The 25,570-nt window shown below is 64.6% G+C and carries 27 protein-coding genes and 3 pseudogenes; 20 read left to right on the top strand and 10 right to left on the bottom strand.

The annotated features are described in order from the left end of the window. Positions 1 to 17 precede the first annotated feature (17 nt). Both rpmF and JHW40_RS09100 read right to left on the bottom strand, forming a co-directional pair. Positions 18 to 224, bottom strand: a complete 207-nt coding sequence (rpmF, locus tag JHW40_RS09095) for a 50S ribosomal protein L32 (protein ID WP_090615292.1) — start codon at positions 222 to 224, stop codon at positions 18 to 20. 250 nt (positions 225 to 474) lie between these two features. Continuing rightward, entirely contained in the window at positions 475 to 999 is a 525-nt protein-coding gene (locus JHW40_RS09100) for a YceD family protein (protein WP_090615288.1), read from the bottom strand. A gap of 139 nt (positions 1,000 to 1,138) precedes the next feature. On the opposite strand from JHW40_RS09100, the gene JHW40_RS09105 reads away from it, so the two are divergent. Beyond that, complete coding sequence (locus JHW40_RS09105) at positions 1,139 to 1,594, top strand: outer membrane protein assembly factor BamE (RefSeq protein ID WP_090615284.1); 456 nt, start codon at positions 1,139 to 1,141, stop codon at positions 1,592 to 1,594. A gap of 16 nt (positions 1,595 to 1,610) precedes the next feature. Here the strand turns inward: JHW40_RS09105 and JHW40_RS09110 are convergent, their stop codons facing one another. After that, positions 1,611 to 2,606 carry a serine hydrolase domain-containing protein gene (locus JHW40_RS09110; RefSeq protein ID WP_090615281.1) on the bottom strand — a complete coding sequence of 332 codons (996 nt, stop codon included), beginning with the start codon at positions 2,604 to 2,606 and terminating at the stop codon, positions 1,611 to 1,613. A gap of 111 nt (positions 2,607 to 2,717) precedes the next feature. Between JHW40_RS09110 and JHW40_RS09115 the strand changes: the two genes are divergently transcribed. The 5 genes and pseudogenes from JHW40_RS09115 to JHW40_RS09135 form a co-directional block, all read left to right on the top strand. Beyond that, entirely contained in the window at positions 2,718 to 3,515 is a 798-nt protein-coding gene (locus JHW40_RS09115; RefSeq protein ID WP_244519300.1) for an SseB family protein, read from the top strand. Positions 3,516 to 3,563: 48 nt separating this feature from the next. Beyond that, on the top strand, positions 3,564 to 4,256 hold the full coding sequence (locus JHW40_RS09120; RefSeq protein WP_090615277.1) for a CDP-alcohol phosphatidyltransferase family protein: 693 nt from the start codon (positions 3,564 to 3,566) through the stop codon (positions 4,254 to 4,256). A gap of 42 nt (positions 4,257 to 4,298) precedes the next feature. Then, positions 4,299 to 5,765 (top strand): ABC transporter substrate-binding protein, encoded by a 1,467-nt coding sequence (locus tag JHW40_RS09125; RefSeq protein ID WP_090615275.1) that lies wholly within the window; start codon positions 4,299 to 4,301, stop codon positions 5,763 to 5,765. Positions 5,766 to 6,094: 329 nt separating this feature from the next. Then, a protein-coding gene (locus tag JHW40_RS09130) for an IS630 family transposase (protein ID WP_272848946.1) occupies positions 6,095 to 7,053 on the top strand; the annotation gives its coding sequence in 2 pieces (ribosomal slippage) (positions 6,095 to 6,436 and positions 6,439 to 7,053; 957 coding nt in all). A gap of 72 nt (positions 7,054 to 7,125) precedes the next feature. Further along, positions 7,126 to 7,344 (top strand): annotated as a pseudogene (locus JHW40_RS09135) (IS481 family transposase); the annotation flags it as partial. A 72-nt stretch (positions 7,345 to 7,416) separates the two neighbouring features. Here JHW40_RS09135 and JHW40_RS09140 read toward each other — a convergent pair. Together JHW40_RS09140 and JHW40_RS09145 are read right to left on the bottom strand one after the other, a co-directional pair. Then, the gene (locus JHW40_RS09140) at positions 7,417 to 8,349 is read right to left on the bottom strand and encodes an IS5 family transposase (RefSeq protein WP_272848947.1); all 933 of its coding nucleotides are present in this window, start codon (positions 8,347 to 8,349) and stop codon (positions 7,417 to 7,419) included. 317 nt (positions 8,350 to 8,666) lie between these two features. Beyond that, a complete protein-coding gene (locus JHW40_RS09145; protein ID WP_090618173.1) occupies positions 8,667 to 9,695 on the bottom strand; it encodes an IS110 family RNA-guided transposase in 1,029 nt (342 codons plus the stop codon). Positions 9,696 to 9,775: 80 nt separating this feature from the next. Here JHW40_RS09145 and JHW40_RS09150 point away from each other — a divergent pair. Next, positions 9,776 to 10,181, top strand: a pseudogene (locus JHW40_RS09150) (IS5/IS1182 family transposase); the annotation flags it as partial. A gap of 221 nt (positions 10,182 to 10,402) precedes the next feature. After that, complete coding sequence (locus tag JHW40_RS09155; protein WP_090612552.1) at positions 10,403 to 12,361, top strand: protein meaA; 1,959 nt, start codon at positions 10,403 to 10,405, stop codon at positions 12,359 to 12,361. A 46-nt stretch (positions 12,362 to 12,407) separates the two neighbouring features. Here JHW40_RS09155 and JHW40_RS09160 read toward each other — a convergent pair whose 3' ends face one another. Together JHW40_RS09160 and JHW40_RS09165 are read right to left on the bottom strand one after the other, a co-directional pair. After that, positions 12,408 to 12,791: a baeRF12 domain-containing protein gene (locus JHW40_RS09160; protein WP_170851820.1), complete on the bottom strand. Its 384-nt coding sequence runs from the start codon at positions 12,789 to 12,791 to the stop codon at positions 12,408 to 12,410. A gap of 53 nt (positions 12,792 to 12,844) precedes the next feature. Further along, positions 12,845 to 14,047 (bottom strand): pyridoxal phosphate-dependent aminotransferase, encoded by a 1,203-nt coding sequence (locus tag JHW40_RS09165; RefSeq protein ID WP_090612708.1) that lies wholly within the window; start codon positions 14,045 to 14,047, stop codon positions 12,845 to 12,847. Between JHW40_RS09165 and JHW40_RS09170 the strand changes: the two genes are divergently transcribed. Continuing rightward, a complete protein-coding gene (locus JHW40_RS09170) occupies positions 14,046 to 14,435 on the top strand; it encodes an FAD assembly factor SdhE (protein WP_419182434.1) in 390 nt (129 codons plus the stop codon). The two genes, JHW40_RS09165 and JHW40_RS09170, sit on opposite strands and share 2 nt — an antisense overlap. Before the next feature lie 215 nt (positions 14,436 to 14,650). Then, a complete protein-coding gene (locus JHW40_RS09175) occupies positions 14,651 to 15,064 on the top strand; it encodes a MarR family winged helix-turn-helix transcriptional regulator (protein WP_244519207.1) in 414 nt (137 codons plus the stop codon). 161 nt (positions 15,065 to 15,225) lie between these two features. Here the strand turns inward: JHW40_RS09175 and JHW40_RS09180 are convergent, their stop codons facing one another. Beyond that, the gene (locus JHW40_RS09180) at positions 15,226 to 15,654 is read right to left on the bottom strand and encodes a VOC family protein (protein ID WP_090612561.1); all 429 of its coding nucleotides are present in this window, start codon (positions 15,652 to 15,654) and stop codon (positions 15,226 to 15,228) included. Positions 15,655 to 15,782: 128 nt separating this feature from the next. Between JHW40_RS09180 and thyX the strand changes: the two genes are divergently transcribed. The 6 genes and pseudogenes from thyX (at position 15,783) to JHW40_RS09210 (ending at position 19,478) form a co-directional block, all read left to right on the top strand. Further along, positions 15,783 to 16,691 carry an FAD-dependent thymidylate synthase gene (thyX, locus tag JHW40_RS09185; protein WP_090612563.1) on the top strand — a complete coding sequence of 303 codons (909 nt, stop codon included), beginning with the start codon at positions 15,783 to 15,785 and terminating at the stop codon, positions 16,689 to 16,691. A 174-nt stretch (positions 16,692 to 16,865) separates the two neighbouring features. Beyond that, a complete protein-coding gene (locus JHW40_RS09190; RefSeq protein ID WP_272848948.1) occupies positions 16,866 to 17,159 on the top strand; it encodes an ATP-binding cassette domain-containing protein in 294 nt (97 codons plus the stop codon). An 82-nt stretch (positions 17,160 to 17,241) separates the two neighbouring features. Further along, positions 17,242 to 17,298, top strand: a pseudogene (locus tag JHW40_RS09195) (hypothetical protein); the annotation flags it as partial. A gap of 6 nt (positions 17,299 to 17,304) precedes the next feature. After that, the gene (locus tag JHW40_RS09200; RefSeq protein ID WP_244519209.1) at positions 17,305 to 17,673 is read left to right on the top strand and encodes a hypothetical protein; all 369 of its coding nucleotides are present in this window, start codon (positions 17,305 to 17,307) and stop codon (positions 17,671 to 17,673) included. After that, positions 17,673 to 18,458 carry an ABC transporter permease gene (locus JHW40_RS09205; protein WP_090612565.1) on the top strand — a complete coding sequence of 262 codons (786 nt, stop codon included), beginning with the start codon at positions 17,673 to 17,675 and terminating at the stop codon, positions 18,456 to 18,458. Before JHW40_RS09200 ends, JHW40_RS09205 begins: the two co-directional genes overlap by 1 nt. Positions 18,459 to 18,482: 24 nt before the next feature. After that, positions 18,483 to 19,478, top strand: a complete 996-nt coding sequence (locus JHW40_RS09210) for an ABC transporter substrate-binding protein (protein ID WP_090612568.1) — start codon at positions 18,483 to 18,485, stop codon at positions 19,476 to 19,478. A 46-nt stretch (positions 19,479 to 19,524) separates the two neighbouring features. Here the strand turns inward: JHW40_RS09210 and JHW40_RS09215 are convergent, their stop codons facing one another. Next, positions 19,525 to 20,391: a glycosyltransferase family 2 protein gene (locus tag JHW40_RS09215; protein ID WP_090612571.1), complete on the bottom strand. Its 867-nt coding sequence runs from the start codon at positions 20,389 to 20,391 to the stop codon at positions 19,525 to 19,527. Then, the gene (locus JHW40_RS09220) at positions 20,388 to 21,083 is read right to left on the bottom strand and encodes a hypothetical protein (protein WP_211657303.1); all 696 of its coding nucleotides are present in this window, start codon (positions 21,081 to 21,083) and stop codon (positions 20,388 to 20,390) included. The genes JHW40_RS09215 and JHW40_RS09220 overlap by 4 nt, the downstream gene beginning before the upstream one ends. Positions 21,084 to 21,361: 278 nt before the next feature. Here JHW40_RS09220 and infC point away from each other — a divergent pair, with 278 nt between their 5' ends. From infC to JHW40_RS09240, 4 genes are all read left to right on the top strand, one after another. Continuing rightward, a complete protein-coding gene (infC, locus tag JHW40_RS09225; RefSeq protein ID WP_244519199.1) occupies positions 21,362 to 21,832 on the top strand; it encodes a translation initiation factor IF-3 in 471 nt (156 codons plus the stop codon). Positions 21,833 to 21,942: 110 nt separating this feature from the next. Continuing rightward, positions 21,943 to 22,431 carry a dUTP diphosphatase gene (gene dut, locus JHW40_RS09230; RefSeq protein WP_090612712.1) on the top strand — a complete coding sequence of 163 codons (489 nt, stop codon included), beginning with the start codon at positions 21,943 to 21,945 and terminating at the stop codon, positions 22,429 to 22,431. Continuing rightward, the gene (locus JHW40_RS09235; protein WP_090612575.1) at positions 22,431 to 23,459 is read left to right on the top strand and encodes a HesA/MoeB/ThiF family protein; all 1,029 of its coding nucleotides are present in this window, start codon (positions 22,431 to 22,433) and stop codon (positions 23,457 to 23,459) included. Before dut ends, JHW40_RS09235 begins: the two co-directional genes overlap by 1 nt. 57 nt (positions 23,460 to 23,516) lie before the next feature. Further along, entirely contained in the window at positions 23,517 to 25,541 is a 2,025-nt protein-coding gene (locus JHW40_RS09240) for a M3 family metallopeptidase (RefSeq protein ID WP_090612578.1), read from the top strand. Positions 25,542 to 25,570: the final 29 nt, after the last annotated feature.

Here is a 25,570-nt window from a genome sequence, read left to right on the forward strand (position 1 = left end):
CGTGCTGCCGGCCCGGGTCAGGCTGCGTCGTCGTCCAGGTCGATCTCATTCGCCTGCGCCACGACTTCGCGATCACCGTAATGGCCGCAGGACGGGCAGACGTGATGCGGACGCTTCAGTTCGCCGCAATTGGTGCATTCGTTGGGATTGCCCGCGACCAGCGCATCATGCGCGCGGCGCATGTTGCGTTTCGAGCGGGTCACGCGATTCTGAGGGACAGCCATGTCAAGACCTCGGTTGTCTGGGCAGGACGGCTGATCGCCGCACTGCCGGGAGATTGGAATTCGTAAATGAACCGCGCAGATACGCCAAGACGGCCATGCCCGCAAGCCCCAGCCGCCAAGCAATCACCGTTAAAGCGCGCTTGCGGCACGACGGACCCCGCAGATAGGGGCAAACACCGTCCGGGGCAAGGTGATTCCCGCCAGTTGCGCGGATTCGCTGTGGCGGGGCTGCAACGGCATCAGTTGCCCCTCAGTCCTTGCCGCGCAGCAACTGGTCCAGCCCGGCGAAGGGGCGGCGGGTGTCGGCACCGGGTTCTTCATCCTTGGCGGGGTTGCCCAGATCGGCCCCCTCGGCGCGGGGATATTCGGGCAGGGCCAGTGCCAGTTCCTCGACCATGACGGCGGAGACATCGATGAACTGGCCCAGAGGCTCCAGCTCGTCATCGGGCATCTCGACCTCATCGCCCTCGGGCATGGCCAGATGCGGCGTATAAAGGCGACGGGCTTGCGTCTCCAGCGTGGTTTTCACCGGCTTCAGCGTGACCACGCAGGCCTGGGTGACGCGGGCGGTCAGGGTGCCCTGCAACTCCCATGCTTCGCCCGAAGTGGCGCGAACCTGTCCCTCGAAGCCCAGCCGGGGCAGGCCGATCAGATCCAGTTCCTGCGCAATGGCCGCCCGCGTATCGGCATCGGGGCGCAGCGCGAAGGAATTGGGCCGGTGCGGGTCCAGATGGGCGACGCGCAGGCGCAGGGGATGGCCGGATATATCGGTCATCGGCGGATTCCGGGTTGCAGTTCGATGCGGATCAAGTGTTTGTCTTTCCTTCGGGTCGATGGCCTGCTTGAGCGTGCGGTCCGAGTTTGCTAAGCCGTGCAGGCCGCGTCAACCGCCCCAGCGAGAGGGACAAGATTTCATGGCAGCCATCCGGCAGATGCTGATCCTGGCCTTTGTGGCCATTCTGGGGCTGGCGGCCTGTGCGCCAATCTATCGTAACCACGGCTTCGTGCCACCCGATATCGATCTGGCTCAGGTCGAGGTCGGACGGACCACGATGGAGGATCTGCCCGGCCTGATCGGGCGGCCTTCGGCGCAGGGACTGCTGACCGGGTCGGGCTGGTATTACGTCGGCTCTCGCTGGCGCCACTACGGTGCGACCCGCCCGCAAGAGGTGCAGCGTCAGGTCGTCGCCGTCTCGTTCGCGCCCAATGGCACCGTCAGCAATGTCGAGCGTTTCGGGCTGGAGCGTGGCCGCGTCGTCACCCTGTCGCGTCGCGTGACCGAAGGCAGCGTGACCGAGATTTCGCTGATCGGCCAGTTGCTTGGCAACCTTGGCAATTTCCAGGCTGGCGACATCATCGACAACTACTGATCGGATGACGGGCGCGTCACAGCGCCCTGACCATCCGCCCGGCCAGTTCATGCAGTGCCGCGCGATAGCCGGTTCTGGCCGAGGGCCGGTCGGGGTCCGAGGTGATCGCGATGACCGCCGCGGGCTGGCGGCGCGTGGCGGGAAAGACATAGACCATCTGCCCGCCATAGCCCCAGCCATAGCGCACCTCGCGCCCGCCCAGTTCGGAAATGAACCAGCCATAACCGTAACCCTGCCCGCTGAAGATCGAGGCGGTGCGCCGCCGCCAGCTGTCCGCGATCCAGCCTGGCGGCACCACCTGCTGCCCGCCCGCGCGGCCCTGCTGTGCATAAAGGGTGCCGAAGGCCAGCAGCGAACGGGTGCTCATCGCCATCTGGTTGCCGCCCAGATAGATGCCCTGCGGGTCGCGTTCCCAGCCGGTGATCGCGAATCCCGGCACCGGTGCCAGCCAGTCTCGCGCCAGATCCAGCGTCGTCCGCCCCGTCACCCGCGTCAGGATGGCCGAGACCAGATGCGTCGAGGCGGTCGAATACTGCATCCGGCCGCCGGGCGACTGGGTGAAGGGCGCGGCCAGCGCGGCGCGGACCCAGTTCGGCGTGCTGACCCAGCGGCCGTAATTCGCCCCCGACTGCCGCTCCAGCCCGGCCTGCATCGACAGCAGGTGGCCGATGGTCAGCTCGGCCATGCGCGGATCGGGATCGCCGGGCAGATCGGCGCTGAGAATCGGGACTACGGGCTGATCCGCCCCTTGCAGATCGCCGCGCCCGATGGCGATTCCCGTCAGTGCCGAGATCACCGATTTCGAGGCCGATTTGATATTCGTGGGCCGGTCGGGCGTCCAGCCGCCAAAGCCGCGCGCGACCCGTTCGGCCCCGTCATGCCAGATTGCGATGGCGCGCAACCCGTCAAGGCTCTCGGCCCCGCTCAGCAGGTCGGTCAGGTTGTCGGCGCGGGCGATGGCGGGCAGGCCGATCACGGCGCTGGCGGAGGTCAGGAAAAAGCGTCGGTTCATGGGTGCTATATTGCGGGGCTGCGGCTGGCTGCGAAATCACGCTTGCGTCAGGGCGGGCTTGCCTGCCGCGCATCGGCGCACTAGGGCAGGGCGATGCCCGGAGAAACGCCCATGACCGCCCAGCCGACCGCCGATCTGACCGCGCTTGACGAACTGGCCAGCCGACCGTTCCACGATGCCGATGCGCCGCTGCGTGCGCGGATGCTGTCGCGGCTGGCCGATACCGAACTGTCGGTCGCGCTGACGGGCGAGCCTGTGGGCGACCGGGTCGAGTTGCGCATCTTCCCGCTGGAGACCGGCCCGGTCGCGCTGGCCTTCGATGCCGAGGACCGGCTGGCGGGTTTTCTTGGCGGGCCGGTGGCCTATGCCGCGATGCCGGGGCGGGTGCTGGCCGGGCTGCTGCTGACCGAGGGCGCGGGGCTGCTGGTCAATCCCGGACATCGTTCCGAGATGCTGCTGGATGCCGCGATGCTGGACTGGTTGCAGGATGCGCTGTCCGCCGCGCCCGAACAGGCCGAGGCCCGGCTGCGCCTGACCGCCCCCGCACCCGCCACGGTCGAGGCATTGGCGGGCGCGCTGGCCGAACGGCTGGGCGATATGCGCGGGCTGATCGCGGGCGCCTCGCTGGCGGGTGTTGCCGGGCTGGACGGGGCAGGGCTGGGCGCGACGGGGCAGGGCGATGCCCCGGCCTCGCATCTGCTGCTGATTCAGGGCGCCGATCCCGACCGCCAGCCCGCCATCGCCAAGGCGCTGGCCGAGGCGCTGGCCTTTCTGCCGCCGCAGCCGGGCGGGGTCGATATCAGTTTTGCCGACACCGACGCCCCGGCGGTTGCGTTGCGTTTTGATCTGTCACTGCCCGAAGCCCCGGCGCAGCCTCCGCGTCCCAAGGGCCCGCCGATCCTGCGCTGAGGTCCAAACGCAGTTGCACGACGCCGCGCAACCTGCAAAAAAGGCCGGATGCGATTGCAAACCAAGGCCCTGCTTGTCCACCTTCTGACCGCCTCGGGCGCTGTCCTGTCGATGCTGGCGATGCTGGCAGCGGTGTCGGAAGAGTGGTCGCTGATGTTCATGTGGCTGGTCGTGGCCTTTGTCGTCGATGGCGTCGATGGCCCTCTGGCCCGCCGCTATCAGGTCAAGAAGAACTGGCCCGCCTATGACGGCGTGCTGATGGACCTGATTATCGATTACCTGACCTATGTGTTCATCCCGGCCTTCGCGCTGTTCGAATCGGGGCTGCTGTCGGGCTGGACCGGCTGGTTTGCGATCATCGTCATCGTCTATGGCAGCGTGGTCTATTTCGCCGATACGCGGATGAAGACCCGGGACAACAGTTTTGCGGGCTTTCCCGGCTGCTGGAACATGGTGATTCTGGTGCTGTTCGCGGTCGAGCCGCACTGGATGGTGATTCTGGCGATCGTCATCGTGCTGACCATCACCATGTTCACCAATATCAAATTCGTCCACCCGGTCCGCACCGAACGCTGGCGCGCGGTCACACTGCCGGTCGCCGGGCTGTGGGTGGCCTGTGCCAGTGTCGCGGCATACAGCAACTTCCATTCGGACAACTGGGTCGTGTGGGGGCTTGTCGCCAGCTCTCTCTGGCTGCTGTTCGCGGGCGCGTTGCAGCAGTTGATGCCGGCCCGGCGCTGACCGGGCGCCAGTCAAATCCGATAGAAGCGGTGGGGAATTGCCATGACAGAACTGCTGAAATCCTCGGTTGTCGCGCTTGGGCTGATGGCCTCGGCGGCGGCGGCGCAGGACGCGATCACGCTGGGAATGGTGCTGGAACCCCCGACGCTGGACCCCACCGCCAATGCCGCCGCCGCCATTGACGAGGTCGTCTATGCCAATCTGTTCGAAGGCCTGACCCGTTTCGGCCCCGATGGCAGCGTCCAGCCCGCGCTGGCCCACAGCTGGGATGCCGAACAGGACGGGCGCGTCTGGGTCTTTCATTTGCAGGATGGGGTGAGCTTCCATGACGGGGCGGATTTCACCGCCGAGGATGTGGTCTTTACACTGGACCGCGCCCGGGCCGACGATTCCACCAATGCCCAGAAGATCCTCTTCGAGGGCATCGAATCGGTCGAGGCCGCCGACCCGCTGACCGTCCGCGTCACGCTGGCCGCGCCCGATGGCAATTTTCCCTTCAAGATGGCGTGGGGCGATGCGGTGATGCTGGACCCGGCCAGCGCCGACAGCCTTGCCAATGCCCCCGTCGGCACCGGGCCGTTCCGCTTTGACCAATGGGTGCAGGGCGACCGGATCACGCTGACCGCATGGGACGGCTACTGGGGCGAGAAACCGGCGCTGAACCGCGCCACCTTCCGCTTCATCAGCGATCCGTCCGCGGCCTTTGCCGCCGTGATGGCGGGCGACGTCGATGCCTTCCCGAACTTTCCCGCCCCCGAAACCCTGTCCCAGATCGAGGCCGACCCGCGTTTCCGCGTCATCGTCGGCACCACCGAGGGCGAGACGATTCTGGCGATGAACAACGCCCGCCCGCCGCTGGATGATGCCCGGCTGCGCAAGGCCATCGCCCATGCGATCAACCGCGACGACATCATCGACGGCGCAATGTTCGGTTACGGCACGCCCATCGGCAGCCATTTCGCCCCGCATCACCCCGATTACGTCGATCTGACCCAGCAGTCGGATTATGACCCCGAACTGTCGAAACAGCTGCTGGCCGAGATCGGCGAGCCCGTCCGCCTGCGTCTGGCGCTGCCGCCCCCCTCTTACGCCCGGCGCGGAGGAGAGATCATCGCCGCCCAGCTGCGCGCCGTGGGGATCGAGACCGAGATCACCAATGTCGAATGGGCCGGCTGGCTGGAAACCGTCTTCGGCGCCGCCGATTTCGACCTGACGGTAATCAGCCATACCGAGCCGCTGGATATAGATATCTATGCCCGCCCCGATTACTATTTCGGTTACGCAAAGCCGGAATTCGTGGCCCTGATGGACGCGATCCAGCGCGCGACCGATCCGGGCGAACGCAGCGACCTCTACCGACAGGCGCAAGAGATGATCGCCGCCGACAATGTGAACGCGTTCCTGTTTCAGCTGCCCAAGACCGGCGTGGCCGATGCCCGGATCAAGGGCCTGTGGGAAAACGCCCCCACGCAGGCCAACGACCTGACCGGGGTCAGCTGGGCCGAGTGATCACATCGACCTAGGGTGCTGCGGTCGTCGTCGCACGTTATGCTATCGATACGGTTGCCAACAGCAGCGAACGACTGGCGCCGGCAACGAGCCGTCACAATCCATACCCCGAGATTCCGGCTCGGGACTGATACTATGACGCCCTTCCCGTACGGTCGCGATGTGCCAGGGTGGGTCTGTAACGATTCACAAGAAGCCGCTAAGCCATGCCCTTGTCTTGCCGAAGGACGGCTCACTTTCGGAGCTAAAGCATTTCTACTGAACCCTAAATCGTTTGGGGTTCCGTCGCAGCGCGGATCGTGATTCCCTTCTGTCTGGGAGGATAGATCATGTCAGCACCATTGCCGTCGGCCCTCCGGACGCGGTTTCAGCGATATATCGAGGAGGGTTTAAGCGGTCGGGCGGCGGCGCTGCGGCTGAAACTCTCGCCGGCGACCGGAGCACGTTGGGGCCGGGCGATCAGGACCAGGGGGCATGCCGAACCATTGCCCCAGGGACGTCCCAAAGGGCATGGAAAGCTTGCCCCGCACCGGGCCTTTTTCGAGGAACTGCTCGCACAGGATCCCGACATCACGCTGTTCGAACTCAGGGACGCGCTGGTCGCAGCGGAAGGCGTTCGTGTCCATCACTCGTCCATTGCCAGTCTGCTGTCTCGCCTTGGGTTCACCTATAAAAAAAGTCGCTGGTGGCCGCCGAACGCCGCGGTGCCAGGGTAAGACAGCGGCGAACCGACTGGTTCGAGCATCGCTTGCCAACCATCGCGGATCGGCCGGAACGCGTGGTTTTCATAGACGAGACCTCGGTGAAGACCAATCTCACCCGTCTGCGGGGTCGTGCCCTGCGCGGCACACGCCTGACCATGGATGCGCCCTTCGGCAGCTGGGGAACACAGACCCTGATCGCCGGGCTCACACCGGATGCCCTGATTGCGCCCTGGTGCATCCGGGGCGCAATGGACGGCCCCGCCTTCGCAGCCTGGGTTCGCGAGGTCCTGATCCCGGAGATCGAGCCGGGAACCGTGGTGATCCTCGACAACCTTGCCACCCACCACAACAAGCAGGCTGCTGAGGCTCTGCGTGCCCATCGCTGCTGGTTTCTCTATCTGCCGCCATATTCGCCGGACCTGAACCCCATCGAAATGGCATTCGCAAAACTCAAGGCGCACCTGCGCAGGATCGGGGCAAGAACATTTACCGACGTCTTCAAGGCCATCGGCGAAGTCTGTGATCTCTTCGATCCCGGCGAATGTTGGAACTACTTCAAGGCCGCAGGATATGTCGCAGGTTAAAACAGAAATGCTTTAGGGTTTGAACCCGCATTTTGATGGTGCAATCTTTTCTCATGAATGGAAGGATGCGTTATGGGCCAAGTTCAGCACGGGAGCGCCCCGGTAACAGCGGCAGTCCGTCGAGCGATACAACATGGTCAAGAGAGCCTGAGGCCATTGGCGAAACGCTACGGGATCAATCGGAAGCCCATGGCAAAGTGGAAGAAGCGGACCTCGGTGGCCGACCTTCCAACCGGGCCGCAAGATCCGCACTCGTCGGTGCTGTCGTTGGAGGAGGAGGCGATCATCGTTACATCGCTGCTTGCAACCGGCATTGTTGCAGAAGTCGTTTTCAGGACATAATGCCGCTTTTCCCGGCTGAGTTCATGCCACGCGTTCGATCTGGGCGGTGCCGAGGGCATTGAAGCGGTTCATCAGGGCCACGCGGATGTGGATCTCGGCTGTCTGACGGTCGGGGTCCCTCGAGGCGATCCGCTCGCCGAAGGATTTCAGGTTCCTCATCCGGGCCTCGACCCGGCTGCGGACATGGTCGCCGGACCATCTTTTCCAAATCGTCCGGCCGAGGCGCCGGGTTGCCCTCAGGATGTCGTTGCGGGCCAGGGCAGCGGGGCAATCTTCTTTCCAGAGGCGGCCATTTCTGCGGATGAGAATGATCCCTGTGCCACCGCGCGCGAGGATCGCCGAATGGCAACGGCGGGTGCCTTCGGCGCCATCACCGGTAACGGTGCCGATTTCCTCGTCTTCCGGGATCTGGTCCAGAAGATCAGGGAGAACGGGGCTGTCGCCCTCACGGCTGGAGGTGAATTCCACCGCCCGGACGTTGCCGGTCGCCGTGTCCATCGCCAGATGGACCTTGCGGTACTGGCGCCGGCGGTGGGTGCCATGCTTCCTCGCCAGCCACTCTCCGTCGCCCAGGAACTTGATCCCGGTGCTATCCACCCGCAGGTTCAGAGGGCCCGGAGCCCGGCGCGACGAAAGCTGGACCGCGATTGTCTTCTGGCGGCGGCTGAGCGTGGAGAAGTCCGGGACCGGCCAGTCCAGACCAGCCATCTCAAGGATGCTGGCGACCAGTCCGGTCGTTTGCCGAAGCGGCAGGCCGAAGGGCACCTTCATCATCAGGCAGAACTGGATGGTGGCGTCGGAGAAGACCGGCGGACGTCCGGGCTTGCCTGCCTTCGGCGCAGGCCAGTCCATGTCCCGGTCTAGCCAGACGAGCAGAGATCCGCGCCGCTTCAGCGCGTCGTTATAGGATTGCCAGTTGGTCGTACCGTAGCGGGCAGGTTCGGGCTTGCTCATGGCAGGCTCTTAACCCACCAGATTCACGCCGTGAATCCCGGATGATGATCAGTTCTGCAACATGTATAACCGCCCCTTGCGCAAGAGGGTTTGTGGATCAGTTTCGCGCGCTGTCGGGTGCTGACATGTATCCGGCCTCTGTTGCGGCCATCGTCATGCCGCCGGCCCGTATGGTGTTCGCGGATCAGGTCCCAAATCAACGCCGCGTGCTCGAAGGCACTTTGTTGCAGGCTGGTTCCTCTGATCCCGTCTCACGACCGTTGCGCCAAACGTCTCCTTGCCCTCTTTTGCTCCGACGTCCTCGCGACCTTGACGGCTTATGCCGCTGCGGCCGGAGCTTTGTAGACGTCACCGTGGGCCATCAAAGCCCAGACGATGCGCGCCATCTTGTTCGCCAGCGCTACCCGCACCAGCATGGGTGGCTTGCGCGTCAGCATTCCGCCCAACCAGGTGCCTGGCCGAGCCGAGGCATGAACGTGCCGCTTGATGACCACGCTGTTGGCGCCGATGATCATCAAGCGCCGCAGGGACCGTTCCCCCATCTTCGTCGTGGCGCCAAGCCGCTGTTTGCCGCCCGTCGAGTGCTGGCGGGGCGTGAGCCCGAGCCATGCTGCAAAGTCCCGCCCCTTCCGGAAGAGTTCAGGCGGGGGAGCAAGTGTGGCGATGGCCGTTGCGATCAGGGGGCCGATGCCCGGGATTGTCATCAAGCGCCGCGCGACTTCGTTATCCTTGGCCCGCCGGCTGATCTCGGCGTCCAGCTTCCCGATCTCCGCTTCGAGGTGTCGGAGCGCCGCGACCAGCACATCAAGTGTGGCGATGGCATCGGCGGGCAGACCGCTGTCGGGGTCCTCGATGATCGCAATCAGCCGAGCCGCGTTGCCAGCACCCTGCGGCACGATCTGACCGAACTCGCCCAAATGCCCACGCAGGGCGTTGATTGCCTGTGTGCGCTGCCGGATCAGAAGTTCCCGGATGCGGAAGACCATTGCCGCCCCCTGGGTCTCCTCACTCTTTACGGGCACAAAACGCATCGTCGGGCGTGTCGCCGCTTCGCAGATGGCCTCGGCATCGGCCATGTCGTTCTTCTGGCGCTTGACGAAGGGTTTGACATAGGCAGGCGGGATCAGCCGCACCTCGTGCCCGAGCTTGCCAAGCTCGCGGCCCCAGAAGTGCGCGCCACCGCAAGCTTCCATCGCGACAACGCAGCTCGGCTGCTGGCTGAAAAACGGCAGAACCTGATCCCGCCTCAGTTTCTTGCGAAAAAGAACACGCCCCAAGGCATCAGCCCCGTGAGCCTGGAACACATTCTTCGCCAGATCGAGCCCGACAGTGATAACCTCCGACATGACCGCTCTCCTATGTGGATCATCGCAAACCCACCCTGGCACACAGATGCCGTCGGGGGGCGGTTACACCATCAACGCCCAGGGTCAGCCTCGCGACCACCCTCGACGGCGGCCTCATAGTCGGCGCCCGCAGCTTTCCCGGCAACCCCTATGATGGCCACACCCTGGCAACGGCGCTGGAGCAGGTCGCGCTCCTGACCGATACGAGGCCCAGCCTCGCCCTGGTCGACCGCGGCTATCGCGGGCATGGCGTCGAGACCACCCGCGTCCTGATCAGTGGCCAGAGGCGCGGCATCACCCCGGTATTGGCAAAGCTCCTCAAACGACGCAGCGCCATCGAGCCTGAGATCGGCCATATGAGGATGGACGGCAGATTGGCCAGATGTCCGCTGAAGGGCAGGATCGATGATGCCATCTTCGCCCTGCTCTGCGCCAGCGGTTACAACATCCGAAAGATCCTCGCCCATATCAGGGCTCTTTGGGCCGTCGTTATCCGCTTCATCCGCGCCATCGTTGAGCGAACAGACGGATCCCTCCGGGGGCTCACCGCAGCAAAACCGCCTTGTTCAGCGGCGACTGATTGCCCTACGGATCACAAATGTCCGGCATGCTGTGCGAAATGATCTTTGCCGCGCTGCGGCGAATTGACGGGGCATGAATGTTTCGGTATCGGTTGCCGTGTTGAAATATTGTTTCGAGGGCAATCGATGGCCGAGAAAGACAAACCCTGGTTGTTCCGCACCTATGCGGGACACTCGACCGCCGCAAAGTCGAATGAGCTTTATCGGTCCAACCTGTCCAAGGGGCAGACCGGGCTGTCGGTGGCGTTCGATCTGCCGACCCAGACAGGATATGACAGCGATCATATCCTGTCGCGCGGCGAGGTCGGCAAGGTCGGTGTGCCGGTCTGCCATCTGGGTGACATGCGGGCGCTGTTCGACCAGATTCCACTGGAGCAGATGAACACCTCGATGACCATCAACGCGACGGCGCCGTGGCTGCTGTCGCTGTATATCGCGGTGGCGGAAGAGCAGGGGGCGGATGTCGGCAAGCTGCAGGGCACGGTGCAGAACGACCTGATCAAGGAATATCTGTCGCGCGGCACCTATATCTGCCCGCCGAAGCCCAGTCTGGCGATGATTACCGACGTTGCCGCCTATACGCGCGAGCATCTGCCGAAATGGAACCCGATGAACGTGTGTTCCTATCACCTGCAAGAGGCCGGGGCGACGCCGCAGCAGGAGCTGGCCTATGCGCTGGCCACCGCCATCGCGGTGCTGGACGACCTGAAGGGCAAGGTGCCCGAGGACAGCTTCCCCAATATGGTCGGGCGGATCAGCTTTTTCGTGAATGCGGGCATCCGTTTCGTGACCGAAATGTGCAAGATGCGCGCCTTTACCGAATTGTGGGACGAGATCACGGCCGAGCGTTACGGCATCGAGGATCCGAAATACCGCCGTTTCCGCTATGGCGTGCAGGTCAACAGCCTTGGCCTGACCGAGCAGCAGCCGGAAAACAACGTCTATCGCATCCTGCTGGAGATGCTGGCGGTCACGCTGTCCAAGAACGCGCGGGCGCGGGCGGTGCAGCTGCCTGCCTGGAACGAGGCGCTTGGCCTGCCGCGGCCATGGGATCAGCAATGGTCGCTGCGGATGCAGCAGATCGTCGCCTATGAAACCGATCTGCTGGAATATGGCGATCTGTTCGACGGCAACCCGGCGGTGGCGGCCAAGGTGGCGGAACTGAAGCAGGGCGCGCGCGACGAGCTGAAGCTGCTGGACGAGATGGGCGGCGCCATCGCCTCGATCGATTACATGAAATCGCGGCTGGTCGAATCGAATGCAGCGCGGTTGAACCGGATCGAGGCGAATGAGACCGTGGTCGTCGGCGTCAACCGCTGGCAGCAGGGAGAGCCTTCGCCGCTGGTGTCCGGGGATGGCGGCATCATGGTCGTCGATCCGGCGGTCGAACAGGACCAGATCGGCCGGTTGCAGGCGTGGCGCGAGGCTCGCGACGAGGGGGCCGTCGAGGCCGCCCTCGCCGCGCTGCGCGATGCCGCGCAGAGGGGCGCGAACATCATGCCCTGCTCCATCGCGGCGGCGAAGGCGGGGGTCACGACCGGCGAATGGGCCGGGGTGATGCGGCAGGTTCATGGCGAATATCGCGGCCCGACCGGCGTCTCGGACAGCCCGTCGAACCGCACCGAGGGGCTGGAGCCGATCCGCGAGGCGGTGGATGCGGTCAGTGCCCGGCTGGGGCGGCGGCTGAAATTCGTCGTCGGCAAGCCGGGGTTGGATGGCCATTCCAACGGCGCCGAGCAGATCGCCTTCCGCGCCCGCGACTGCGGCATGGACATCACCTATGAAGGCATCCGCCTGACGCCCGAGCAGATCGTCGCCCGCGCGCAGGAAGAGGACGCCCATGTCGTCGGGCTGTCGATCCTGTCGGGCAGCCACCTGCCGCTGATCGAGGATCTGATGGCGCGGATGCGCGAGGCCGGGCTGGACGACCGCCCGGTGATCGTCGGCGGCATCATCCCCGACGAGGACGCCAAACGCCTGCTGTCGATGGGGGTGGCGCGGGTCTATACGCCCAAGGATTTCCAGCTGAACACGATCATGATGGATATCGTGGCGCTGGTCGAACCGGGGGCCGAAGCCGCCTGACCATCACGCCCCTGCGCCTCATTTTCGGGCGCGCAGGGGCCGGCGATTACTGCAACGCTGCCTCGATGGTTTTCAGATCGGCATTGGTCAGGTTCTTGGCGACTTCCTGTTTCAGCCGCTGCTCAAGCTCCTTGTGGTATTTCTTGCGCATTTCCCCCAGCGTCGAAGGGTCGGCGATGATGGCGAGTTCCTCGACCTTCTGTTTCAGCACCAGCCCGTTCAGGTAATCCGCCAGCCGCGCGGCAAAGGCGGCCTCGTCGATATCGCGGCTGGAGTTCTCGACCAGTTCGCCATCGGTCAGATCCTGCTGGGTCAGCTGCCCTGTCTGTTTCAGCGTCACGCCGTTTCGGGCACGGTTGCGCAGCAGCGTCGCCATATGGCCATCCGCGACGACGACCAGAGCGTTCCGGGCAAGGGAGGGCGAGATCATGGCGTCTCCTTCTGTCAGGTGTTGGTGAAGTTCCTCAACGCCCGACCGCCCGATCAGTTGCAGCCCTCGCATAACCGGCGGATTCGCGCCATCGCATCATGCAGCTGTTCGTCACTGGTGGCATAGGAAATGCGGAAATGCGGCGACAGGCCGAAGGCGGCGCCAAAGACCACGGCCACGCCTTCCTCGTCCAGCAGTGCATTGGCGAAGGCTTCGTCGCTGTCGATCCGCGCGCCTCCGGCCGAGGTCCGGCCGATCAGCCCCGCGATGGATGGATAGACATAGAAGGCACCCTGCGGCACCGGACAGTCGATCCCGGGGCAGGCGTTCAGCCCGGCCACGACCAGATCCCGGCGGCGCTGGAACACGGCGCGGCTGTCGGCGATGTAATCCTGCGGCCCCTCCAGCGCGGCCTCGGCGGCATATTGGCTGATCGACGACGGGTTCGAGGTCGATTGCGATTGCAGCTTGGCCATCGCCCGGATCAGCACCTCTGGCCCGGCGCCATAGCCGATGCGCCAGCCGGTCATCGCATAGGCCTTGCTGACGCCGTTCATGGTCAGCACCCGGTCCTTCAGGCGCGGCTCGACCTGCGCCGGGGTGACGAATTCGAAGCCGTCAAAGACCAGATGCTCATAGATATCGTCCGACAGCACCCAGACCTGCGGATGATCCAGCAGCACCTCGGTCAGCGCCTGCATCTGCGCCCGGTCATAGCCCGCGCCGGACGGGTTCGAGGGCGAATTCAGGATCAGCCATTTCGTTTTCGGCGTGATCGCATCGGCCAGTGCCTGCGGCGTCAGCCGAAAGCCGTCACCGATCCCGCATTCGACGATCACCGGCACCCCGCCCGCCAGCAGCACCATATCGGGATAGCTGACCCAATAGGGCGCGGGAATGATCACCTCGTCGCCCTCGTTCAGCGTCGCCACCAGCGCGTTATAGAGGATATGTTTGCCCCCGCTGCCCACCGTGACCTGCGAGGGGGTATAATCCAGCCCGTTTTCCCGCGCGAATTTCGCCGCAATGGCGCGTTTCAGCGCGGGCGTTCCGTCCACTGCGGTATAGCGCGTATGGCCCTGATCTATTGCGGATTTGGCGGCCTCGCGGATATGTTCGGGCGTGTCGAAATCGGGCTCTCCGGCGGACAATCCGATGATGTCGCGGCCAGCAGCGCGCAATTCCGCCGCGCGGGTGGTCATGGCGATGGTCGGCGATGGCTTGACCCGCGCCAGTCTGTCCGAAAGAAAGCCCATGAAAACGCCCCCGCTGCTGATATCGACCGATGGCATAAGCCTTGATCCGGGTTCAGGCAAGCAGGGCAAGGGAAAAGGAGCCGTCATGGCCGGGGAAACACCACAGATCAGGCTGCGGCGTCTGCGGATGCGCAGTTGGCGGCGCGGAATGAAGGAAATGGACCTGATCCTTGGCCATTTCTCGGATGATGAATTGGCCGGGCTGAGCGGGGCCGAACTGGACGCATACGAGGCGCTGCTGTCGGAAAACGATCAAGATCTGTATCTGTGGGTGACGGCGCGTTTGCCGGGCCGCGACGGGGCGCCCGATTCGGCGCCGCAGGCGCTGGATGCGCTGCTGTCGCGCATCGCGTCCCACGCGGCGGCGCGGCTGGGGCCGGATACCTAAAATTTTCGGCAATCGGCGACGGGATATTGCGTCGGATTAACTGAAATTTGGTCATTTCGGTTCAGTCTGCCCTCATGAGCAAGAGGACAGGACATAATCCCGAAATGTTGGCCCAATCTTCACAAGATGTCCGGTCGGCCGGCGACGCTCTGGTCCCGGATCAGGGGTCGGACAATTCGCAGGCCTATCTGGAGACATTGCAACTGCTGGAGCGGATGCACCGGCTGATGCTGGATCTGGTCAAGGATGAATTCGAACGGCTGCGGCGAAACGATCTGACACCCGTGCAGGCGCTGCTGCTGTATAATCTGGGCGAGGCCGAGGTGACGGCGGGGGAATTGCGATCCCGCGGCATGTATCAGGGTTCGAATGTCAGCTATAACCTGAAAAAGCTGGTGGCGATGGGCTATGTCAGCCATGAACGCTGCGACATGGATCGCCGCGCGGTGCGTGTCAGGCTGACCCCGGCGGGGCAGGAGGTGCGCGATATCGTCCGCAGGCTGTTCATGCGCCACGCCGACGGGCTGGCCATGTCCGGGGTGCTGGACGATCCGCCGATCGAACTGGTCAATCTGCAAACCCGCCGGATCGAGCGTTTCTGGACCGATCAGATCCGTTACATCTATTGACCCCGACAGGTGATCCGGATGCCGGCGGCGGTCCCGTCCCTCGACCGCCCCGGCCTCCAGAGGGGGTGGCGCGCCCGGTGAGGGGGTGCGCCACCCGTTTCATCGCCGACAGGGCGACCCGGCCAAGGCGCGGCTGGTCGAACCGGTGGTCCGCGCCGCGCTTACCAGTGGCCGGTGTTTTCCATGCTGGACCACGGCTCTTGCGGGGGCAGGGCGTCGCCTTGCTGCAAAAGCTCGATCGAGACGTTGTCGGGGCTGCGCACGAAGGCCATGTGGCCGTCACGCGGCGGGCGGTTGATGGTGACGCCGGCATCCATCAGCGTCTGGCACAGATCATAGATATTGCCCACGCGATAGGCCAGATGGCCGAAATGGCGGCTGTCCGAAGGCAGGCCCTCATCGCCGTCCCAGTTCCAGGTCAGTTCGACCGGGCATTCCGGCTGATCGGGGGGCGCCATGAATACCAGCGTGAAGCGGGCCTTGTCGTTTTCCACACGGCGCGTTTCCTCCAGCCCCAGCAGCCTGAAAAAGGCGATGGTCTTGTCCAGATCCAGCACCCGGACCATGGTGTGAAGATAGCGGATAGTCATCGGATCGCTCCTGTTGTGGCTGCGTTTGCGCCCAGCCTGTCACGGCGGGTTTCAGATCACAACCGGGTGCTGGACGTGGCCCGCGTGGCGTGGCAAATGGAACCCCCAACAGCCCCGAGGAGACCGCCATGCCCGTCACCCCCGAACAGCAGGCCGAAATCGACGCGCTGCGCGAGGCTCCGCGCGAAACGCTGCGCACCGTGTCCGAGGGGATGGAGCGCCATCTCTATGTCCCGCATCAGGTGCTGGATCACGGTTTTGTCCGGGTGGTGGATTACATGGGCGACGACGCCGCGATCTGTCAGGCGGCGCGGGTCAGCTATGGTCGCGGCACCAAGTCGGTGCAGAATGACGAGGGGCTGATCCGTTACCTGATGCGGCACTGGCACTCGACCCCCTTCGAGATGTGCGAGGTCAAGTTCCACGTCAAGCTGCCGGTTTTCGTGGCCCGCCAGTGGATCCGCCACCGCACCGCCAATGTGAACGAATATTCCGCGCGCTATTCGATCCTCGATCGCGAGTTCTATATTCCTGCGCCCGAACATCTGGCGGCGCAGTCAGGGGTGAACAATCAGGGTCGCGGAGAGGTGTTGCAGGGCGAAGAGGCGCAGCGCGTCCTGAACCTGCTGCGCGAGGATGCGATGCGCAGCTATGACCATTACGAGGCGATGCTGGCGCAGGACGACAACCAGCAGGGGCTGGCGCGAGAGTTGGCGCGGATGAACCTGCCCGCCAATATCTATACGCAATGGTACTGGAAGGTGGACCTGCACAACCTGCTGCATTTTCTGCGCCTGCGCGCCGATGCCCATGCGCAATACGAGATCCGCGCCTATGCCGATGCCATGTGCCGGATCGCGGCGGACTGGGTTCCGGCGGCCTTTGCCGCCTTCCGCGATTACCGCATGGACGCGGTCAGCCTGTCGGCGCAAGCCGTCGCCGCGCTGAAACGCCGCCTTGCCGGAGAGGTCGTGACCCAGGAAAATTCCGGCATGGCCGCGCGGGAATGGCGCGAGTTTCAGGAGGTCTGGGGCTGACAGCCGACAGGCCCCGGCTATCCTTCGAAGGCCGGGCCGAAGGGGCACCGCGAATCGGGCTTGCCGATCTTGTCACCCGTTCTTACACAGCGCTAACATTGCTGCGGGCTTCCTGATGTGGCGAAAGGCCGGTTCCGAAGTCCCGCGCGGAAGTCGGAATAAGGGGAGAGCTGCATGGAGTCAGCCGTTCATCTCAAGGCTGTGGACATCAGCTTTGCCGTCAAGGGCAAGCCACCCTTCCGGGCCGTGGCGGGTGCTGATCTGCGTGTGGCCGAGGGAGAGTTCGTTGCCATCGTCGGCCCGACCGGATCGGGGAAATCGACGCTGCTGAACGCGGCTGCGGGACTGTTGCAGCCCTCAAGCGGTGTGGTCGAGATCGGGGGCCGTGCACTGGAGGGGCTGAACCGCAGCGCGGGCTATCTGTTTCAGGCCGATGCGCTGATGCCGTGGAAGACCCTCTCGCGATAATGTCGCCATCTCGCTGGAAATCGCCGGAACGCCCCGGCGCGAGGCGCTGGAGCGTGCCGATCACTGGCTGGAGCGCGTCGGCCTGCGCGGTTTCGGCGACCGCTATCCGCATATGCTGTCGGGCGGGCAACGCAAGCGCGTGGCCATGGCGCAGGTGCTGATCCGCGATCCGGCGATCCTGCTGATGGACGAACCGTTCGGGCCGCTGGACGCGCAGACCCGGCTGATCATGGGCGATCTGCTGCTGGGCCTGTGGCAGCAGGACCGCAAGGCGGTGATGTTCGTGACCCATGATCTGGAAGAGGCGATCTCGCTGTCGGACCGGGTGGTGATCCTGTCCACCGGGCCGGATGCACGGATCATCGGCGATTTTCCGATCCCGCTGGAGCGCCCGCGCGACGTGGCCGAGATCAAGCTGACGACCGAGTTCCAGCAACTGCACCGCGACATCTGGCTGATCCTGAAGGAACAGGTGCTTAACGCCTATGGCTATGGCACGAAGGAGCAAGCCTGATGCCCAGAATCCTGCTGCTGACGCTTCAGATCCTTGTTGCGGTCGTCTGCATCGCCTTTTGGTGGGTGCTGACCGAGACCCCGCTGTTCGGCGATCCCTCGCGGATCCAGTTCTTCTTTTCGACGCCGATGGATGTGCTGAACCAGATCATCCGCTGGTTTTCGTCCGGGCAGATCTGGTATCACCTGTGGATCACCCTGATCGAGGCGGCCCTGGCCTTCGTCATCGGCACCGTCGCCGCGCTGATCCTGGGGTTCTGGCTGGCGCGCAGGCCGAAACTGGCGGCGGTTTTCGACCCCTATGTCAAGGCCGCCAATGCCCTGCCGCGCGTGGTTCTGGCGCCGATCTTTACCCTGTGGTTCGGTCTGGGCATCTGGTCCAAGGTCGCGCTGGGGGTCACGCTGGTCTTTTTCATCGTCTTCTTCAACGTCTATCAGGGCGTGAAAGAGGTGAACCGCACCGTGCTTCAGAACGCCCGGATGCTGGGCATGACCGAGCGGCAGTTGCTGCGCCATGTCTATCTGCCCTCGGCGCTCAGCTGGGTGTTTTCATCGCTGCATGTCTCGATCGGTTTCGCGGTCGTGGGTGCCGTGGTGGGTGAATATCTGGGTTCGGCCGCGGGACTGGGCTATCTGATCGCGCAGGCCGAGGGGATGTTTGACATCGCAGGCGTTTTCGCGGGCATGTTCGTGCTGTCGGCCTTCGTGCTGATTATCGACGGGCTGGTGACCGTCGTCGAACGCCGCCTGCTGGTCTGGCAACCCGACAATGACCACCATCGCTGAGATCCATTCATGGGAGGAGACAACATGAGCCTGAAAACGATACTTGCCGCCGCGCTGGCGCTGGGGGCGGCGGGGGCCGCCTCGGCGGATACGGTCAGGATCGCGATTGGCGGATCAAGCTGCATCTGCTATCTGCCGACGGTTCTGGCCGAACATCTGGGCAATTACGAAAAGCATGGCGTCGATGTCGAGCTGATCGACTTCAAGGGCGGTTCGGCGGCGCTGAAGGCCGTGGTCGGCGGCAGCGCCGATGTCGTGTCGGGCTATTACGAACATACGATCAGCCTTGCCGCGAAGAACCAGCAGATGGCCGCCTTCGTGGTGCTGGACCGTTTGCCGGGTATCGCCCTGACCGTCGCGCCGGGCAAAGAGGATCAGGTGACCAGCGTCAAAGATCTGGAAGGCCAGACGGTCGGCGTGTCGGCACCGGGGTCGTCCACCGATTTCTTCCTGAAATACATGCTGTCGCGCGAAGGACTTGATCCGAATTCGGCCTCGGTCGTGGGCGTGGGCGTGGGTGCGACCTCGGTTGCGGCGCTGGAGCAGGGGCGCATCGCCGCCGCCGTCACGCTGGACCCGGCGATCACGCAGCTGAAGGCCCGCCATCCCGACCTGAAACTGCTGGTCGATACGCGGCAAGAGGCCGATACCCGCGATCTGTTCGGTGCGGATTACGCGGGCGGTGCGCTCTATACCCGTCAGGAATGGATCGACGCCAATCCCGAACAGGCGCAGGCGCTGGCCTCGGCCATCGTGGAAACGCTGCACTATATCCACGAGACCGACCCGGCCGAGATTGCCGCCCAGATGCCCCCGAACCTGATCGGAGAGCCGGAGCTGTATATCGAATCGCTGAAGGCCAGCCTTGAGATGATCTCGACCGACGGCGTCATGGACCCGGCGGCGGCCGAGGCCGTGCTGAAGGTGATGAGCTTCAACTCGGCCGAGATTGCCGATGCCGATATCGACCTGTCGAAGACCTATACCAACGAATTCGTGGAAAAGGCTGCGGCGGAATGATGCAAAAGGCCCCCGGATCGGGTCCGGGGGCCTTTTCAGCGACCTGTCAGAACCATTGCCCCGGTTCGGTCAGGCCCAGATCCATCAGTTGCTGCGACGACCACTCGAAGCGGTGCGAGCTGCGCCAGACAAAGCTGCCGATCTGATCGCGTGAACCCGGATTTTTCACCAGCGCCTTGGCAACCCGGAAAGAGGCGATGGCCCCGGTCAGGTTGTGGTGCCACTGGCAGGAATAGGTGTTGTATTCCTGAATGTTGAAGCGGTGATCGGCGGTCACGGACAGGTCAGGCCGGGCGCGGAACAGCCCGATCCGGTCGATGCGGCGGCGATTGGCGGGCACGAATTCCTCGAACCGCCAGCGCAGCCCGCCGTGGAAATCCAGCTGCCGTTCCAGCGGGTGGCCGTTCGGGCCCATGCGGCCAAGCGCGTAATAGCCGGTGCGGTCGAACATCGCCTGTTCCAGATCCACGGCATCGGGGCATACGGTCAGGTCGGGCGCATAGAGATCGACCACATAGGTCAGCATCGCGTCGCGCCGTTCCTCGACATGGAAGGTCAGCATCTCGCCCACGCGGCGGCTTTCCGAGAAGGGGAAGAACAGGAATTCGGCATTATAGCAGTAATAAAGCCAGGTGCCCGGCGCGACCGCCTTCGAGACCGCGTTCACCGCGCCGACATGGGCGTCGGGCAGGCGGGTGTTCCAGATCAGATTGGTGATGCGCCCCTTGGGATCGTCGGGCAGGGCAACGGGTTCGGGCGACAAGGCAAGGATGTGGCGAAAGCCCAGCCGCAGGTGATGCAGCAGGGTTTCGGCGACAGCGGCGGCATCCTCGATCAGGATGATGGCGATGGGGCCCTTGATCAGGGATTCGGGCTGGCTGGCCAGATATTCCTCAAGTGCCCTTGCCGTCATTGCATCACCTCTTTCACCCGCTCCAGCGCCTGTCGCAGCAGGTCGGGATTGTCGCCTGCCGTTTCGACCAGCCGGTGCAGTGTCTGTTTCTGCGTGTCGGAAATGGCGGATTCGTCGATGATCCGGCGCACTTCGGCTGCGTCGAAACCGTCGGGGCGCAGCAGTGATTCGATATTGGCGGCGGTGACGGCGGCATCGGCGGCCTCGGTGGTGGCGTCGGCTGCGTCGCGGGCGGCCTGTGCGGCGGCGGATGCTGCGGCCTCGCCGGTGGCGGCGACCTGTCCGGCCACATCCGAGGCGATGCCTGCTGCCGCATCGGCGGCGCGGGCGGCGGCATCAAGCGCGGCTTCGGCGGCGGCTTCGGCCTCTTGCGCGGCCTCGCTGGCTTCGGGCAGGCCGGTCTGGTCCGAGGCGCGGGCGGCCTCGGCCGCGGCATCGGCGGCAATCGCTGCTGCGTCGGCGGCCGCGTCGGCTGCGGCATTGGCGGCGGCTTCGCGTTCGGCCCGCGCGGCCTCTTCGTCGGGCGATTCCGCCGGGGGCTCGGGCGTGGTTTCTGCCGGGGCTTCGGGTGCCTCGGTGGCGGCGCTGTCCTGCGGCTGTTGCTGGGTTCGTACCGATTGCGAGCCGTTCCACCACAGCAGGCCCCCAAGGATCAGAACCAGAATCACGATGACGGGCAGAATCTTGCGCATGGGGCGTCCTTCAGGGCTGAAAAGGCTGTGGCGCATCTATCGCATAGCGGCGCGCGCGGGAAAAGCCGCCAAACCGCCCTGCTGCCTGCGTGTCATTGTCATGAAAAGGGGCTTTCAAGGCGTTTATCCCTATCAAATCTGGTTGAATTCACGGGCCGCAAGCCTTATTTTCCGTCCACTACTGCCAAGGCCATACAAGGAGCAACACCATAGCCCGCAGACCGCATAATGCACCGCCCACCCGTGACACCGGCCCACGCACCAACGAACGCATTCGCGTGGCCGAAATCCGCCTGATCGGCCCTGACGGAGAAAATGTCGGCGTCGTGCCGCCGTCCGTCGGGATGCAGATGGCTCAGGACAGCGGGTTGGACCTGGTCGAGATTTCGCCGAATGCGAGCCCGCCTGTCTGCAAGGTGATGGACCTCGGCAAGTTCAAATACGAACAGCAGAAACGCGAAGCCGAGGCGCGCAAGAAGCAAAAGGTCATCGACGTCAAGGAGGTCAAGTTCCGTCCGGGGACTGACGACCATGACTATGATGTCAAGATGCGCAATGTGATGAGGTTTCTTGAAGGCGGCGACAAGGTCAAGATCACCCTGCGCTTCCGTGGTCGCGAAATGGCGCACCAGGAGCTGGGGCTGGAACTGTTGAACCGCGTCAAGGGCGATGTGGGCGAGACCGGCAAGGTCGAATCCATGCCCAAGCTGGAAGGCCGCCAGATGGTGATGATGATCTCGCCCCGTTAAGAAGGGGCCTGATCTGGATCGTTTTGCAGGCCGCGCTGTCGATCAGCGCGGCCTTTGCCTTTCGTGGCCGGGGCTGCCACAAGATATGTCTGAAACATTCGGGGGACCATATGGCCAAAGGACCAGTCATCAGGATCAAGCGGGTTCCGGGCGCGGATCACACGCAGCCCTTGCCGCGATACGAGACGTCGGGCGCGGCGGGCGCCGATCTGCGCGCCGATCTGCCAGCCGATCTGCGCGCGGCGGGCATCGTGCTGGCACCGGGCCAGCGCCAGTTGATCCAGACCGGTCTGGTGCTGGAAATCCCCGAGGGCTGGGAGGTTCAAGTCAGGCCGCGTTCCGGGCTGGCGCTGAAACACGGCATCGCTCTGGTCAATGCGCCCGGCACCATTGACAGCGATTATCGCGGCCCGCTGGGGGTGATCCTGATCAATCTGGGGCAAGAGCCGTGGCGCATCGGGCATGGCGACCGGATCGCGCAGATGATCGTCGCCCCCGCGCCTCAGGCCGTGTTCGAGGAAGCGGACGAATTGTCCGATACCGCGCGCGGGGCGGGGGGCTTTGGCTCGACCGGCGCGGGCGAGGTTCTGCGCGGCTGATGGCGGGGTTGTGGCTCTTTGCAGCCATCGGGGTGGCGGCTTTTCTGGGCCTGTCGCGACGGATTGCGGCGCTGATGGCGGTGGCGCTGTGGCTGGGCATTGTGGCCCTGCATGGCGCAGCGCCGGGCAGTCGCGCGGCGGCGATGGCCGGGGGCGATATCCGCGTCTGGCTGCTGCTGGGCGGGATCGTCGCGCTGATCCTTGGCTATCGCGCTGTGCTGCGCCGTCTCGGCGCCCATGCGATCACGCCCGAAGCGCCGCCACCCGCGCCCGATGTCATGAGCGACACCGAGATCGAACGTTACGCCCGCCATCTGGTGCTGCGCGATATCGGCGGGGCGGGCCAGCAGCGGCTGCGCGATGCGCGGGTGCTGATCGTCGGCGCAGGTGGGCTGGGCGCGCCGGTCGGGCTCTATCTGGCGGCGGCGGGGGTGGGGCGGATCACCATTGCCGATGGCGATACGGTCGGCCTGTCCAACCTGCAACGGCAGGTGATCTTTCGCAGCGACCAATGCGGTCAGGACAAGGCCCGCGCCGCCGCCGCCAATCTGGCGGAACTGAACCCGCATGTGCGCGTGACCCCCATCGGGCCGGTAACCCCCGATGATGCGGCGCTGGTCGCGGCGCATGATCTGGTGCTGGACGGGACCGACAGCCATGCCAGCCGCGAGATCGTCAACCGGCTGTGCGTGCAGGCGGGGGTGCCGCTGATCGCGGGCTCGATCGCGCAATGGGACGGGCAGGTGACGCTTTATGACCCCGCGCGCGGCGGCCCCTGCATGGCCTGCCTGTTTCCGCAGGCCCCCGATCCGGCGCTGGCGCCGCCCTGTGCCGAGGTGGGCGTCATCGGCCCCTTGCCCGGCGTCATCGGCAGCATGATGGCGATGGAGGCGATCAAGCATCTGACCGGCGCGGGGCAGGGGCTGCGTGGCCGGATGCTGATCTTTGACGGGCTTTACGGTGAAAGCCGGATGATCGGCGTCACCCCGCGCAAAGATTGCGATATTTGCGGATGCGTCAATTCGTGACTGGTATATGACCGCCGTGCTTCCTAAGTAAGCGGTTGAAACGGAACGAGGTCTTTTATGAATCCCGAACTGATCCGCTGGACCGGCCCCGAAGGTCTGCCGCGTTTTGACCTGATCGCGGACAAGGATTTCGCCCCCGCATTCGACACCGCCTTGGCGCAGGCCGAGGCCGCGATGGAGGCGATTGCCGCCAATCCCGCCGCGCCCGATTTCGACAATACGCTGGCCGCGATGGAACTGGCCGAAGAGCCGCTGAACCGGGTTCTGTCGATCTTCTATACGCTGGCGGCGGTCGATTCGAACGACCTGCGCCAGTCCTTGCAGCGCGATTTCGCGCCGCGTCTGGCGGCCTATGGCAGCAAGACCGGCATGGATCCCCGGCTTTATGCGCGGGTGAGGGCGGTGGCGGAAGGGGCCGATACGCTGGAGCCGCAGGATGCGCGGATCACCACTCTGGCGCTGCGCGACCTGACCCGCTCGGGTGCCGGGCTGGAGGGCGCAGCGCGTCAGCGGATGACCGAGATCCGAGGCCGGATGGCCGAACTGACCACACAGTTTTCCCAGAACGTGCTGGCGGATGAGCGTGATTTCGTGCTGCCGGTCGCGGATGATCGGCTGGACGGCCTGCCCGACTGGCTGATCCGGGCGATGCGGGCGGCGGCGAAAGAGCGCGGCTTGCAGGGTCAGGTTGTGACGCTGAACCGTTCGCTGATCGTGCCCTTTCTGGAACATGCCACGGACCGCGCGCTGCGCGAGGTGGCGTTTCGCGCATGGGCCGCACGCGGATCGGGGCAGGGCGCGAATGGCGCCGAAACCGACAACCTGCCGATTGCCGCCGAGATCCTGTCGCTGCGCCATGAACGCGCGCAACTGCTGGGATACGAGGATTTCGCCGCCTGGAAGCTGGAGCCTGAAATGGCGGGCAGCGCCGAGCGGGTCGAAGATCTGCTGCGGCAGGTCTGGGACGCCGCGCGCCGTCGCGCCGGGGATGACGAGGCAAGGCTGGCCGCAATGCTGCATGCCGATGGTGTCAACGACCGTTTGCAGCCTTGGGACTGGCGGCTTTATGCGGAACGGCTGCGCAAGGAAACGCATGATTTCGACGCCGCCCGGATCAAGCCCTATCTGACGCTGGATGCCATGCTGGGGGCGGTCTTTGACGTGGCCAACCGTCTGTTCGGGTTGGAATTTCAACCGCTCCGGGCCCCGCTCTGGGCCGATGACGTGCGGGCGTGGAAGGTGACGCGCGATGGCCGCCTGATGGCGATCTTCGTCGGCGATTATTTTGCGCGACCTTCGAAACGGTCGGGGGCGTGGTGTTCGGCGTTGCAGGTCCAGCACCGGATCGGGCAGGGGCAGCGCCCCATCGTGGTCAATGTCTGCAACTTCACCCCGCCCGAACAGGCGGGCGCGCCTGCCTTTCTGTCATGGGACGATGCGCGCACGCTGTTTCACGAATTCGGCCATGCCACCCATCATATCCTGTCGGATGTGAAATGGCCCTCGATTTCCGGCACCTCGGTCGCGCAGGATTTCGTCGAACTGCCCAGCCAGCTGTATGAGCATTGGCTGGAACAGCCGCAGGTGCTGGACGCCCATGCCCGCCATTGCCAGACGGGGGAGCCTCTGCCCGCCGATCTGCGCGACCGGCTGCTGGCGGCGGGCAAGGCCGATGCGGGGTTCTCGACCACCGAATATCTGGAAAGCGCGCTGGTCGATCTGGCCTTTCATCGCGGCCAGCCGCCCGCCGATGTCATGGCGCGCCAATCCGCCATCCTTGGGGCACTGTCCGCGCCCGGTGCCATTCCGATGCGCCACGCCACGCCGCATTTCGCCCATATCTTCAGCGGCGACAGCTATGCCAGCGGCTATTACAGCTATATGTGGTCCGAGGTGATGGATGCTGACGCCTTCGCCGCGTTCGAGGAAACCGGCGACATCTTCGACCCGGCCACCGCCCGGCGGCTGGAGGAAACCATCCTGTCACGTGGCGGATCTCTGCCGGCGGATGAATTATGGATCGCCTTCCGGGAACGGATGCCGGGGGTCGAGGCGTTACTGCGTGGGCGCGGATTGAACTGAACCGACCGCACCAAAAGCTGGAGAGAGAC

The sequence above is a fragment of the Paracoccus alcaliphilus genome (assembly GCF_028553725.1).
GTDB lineage: Bacteria > Pseudomonadota > Alphaproteobacteria > Rhodobacterales > Rhodobacteraceae > Paracoccus > Paracoccus alcaliphilus.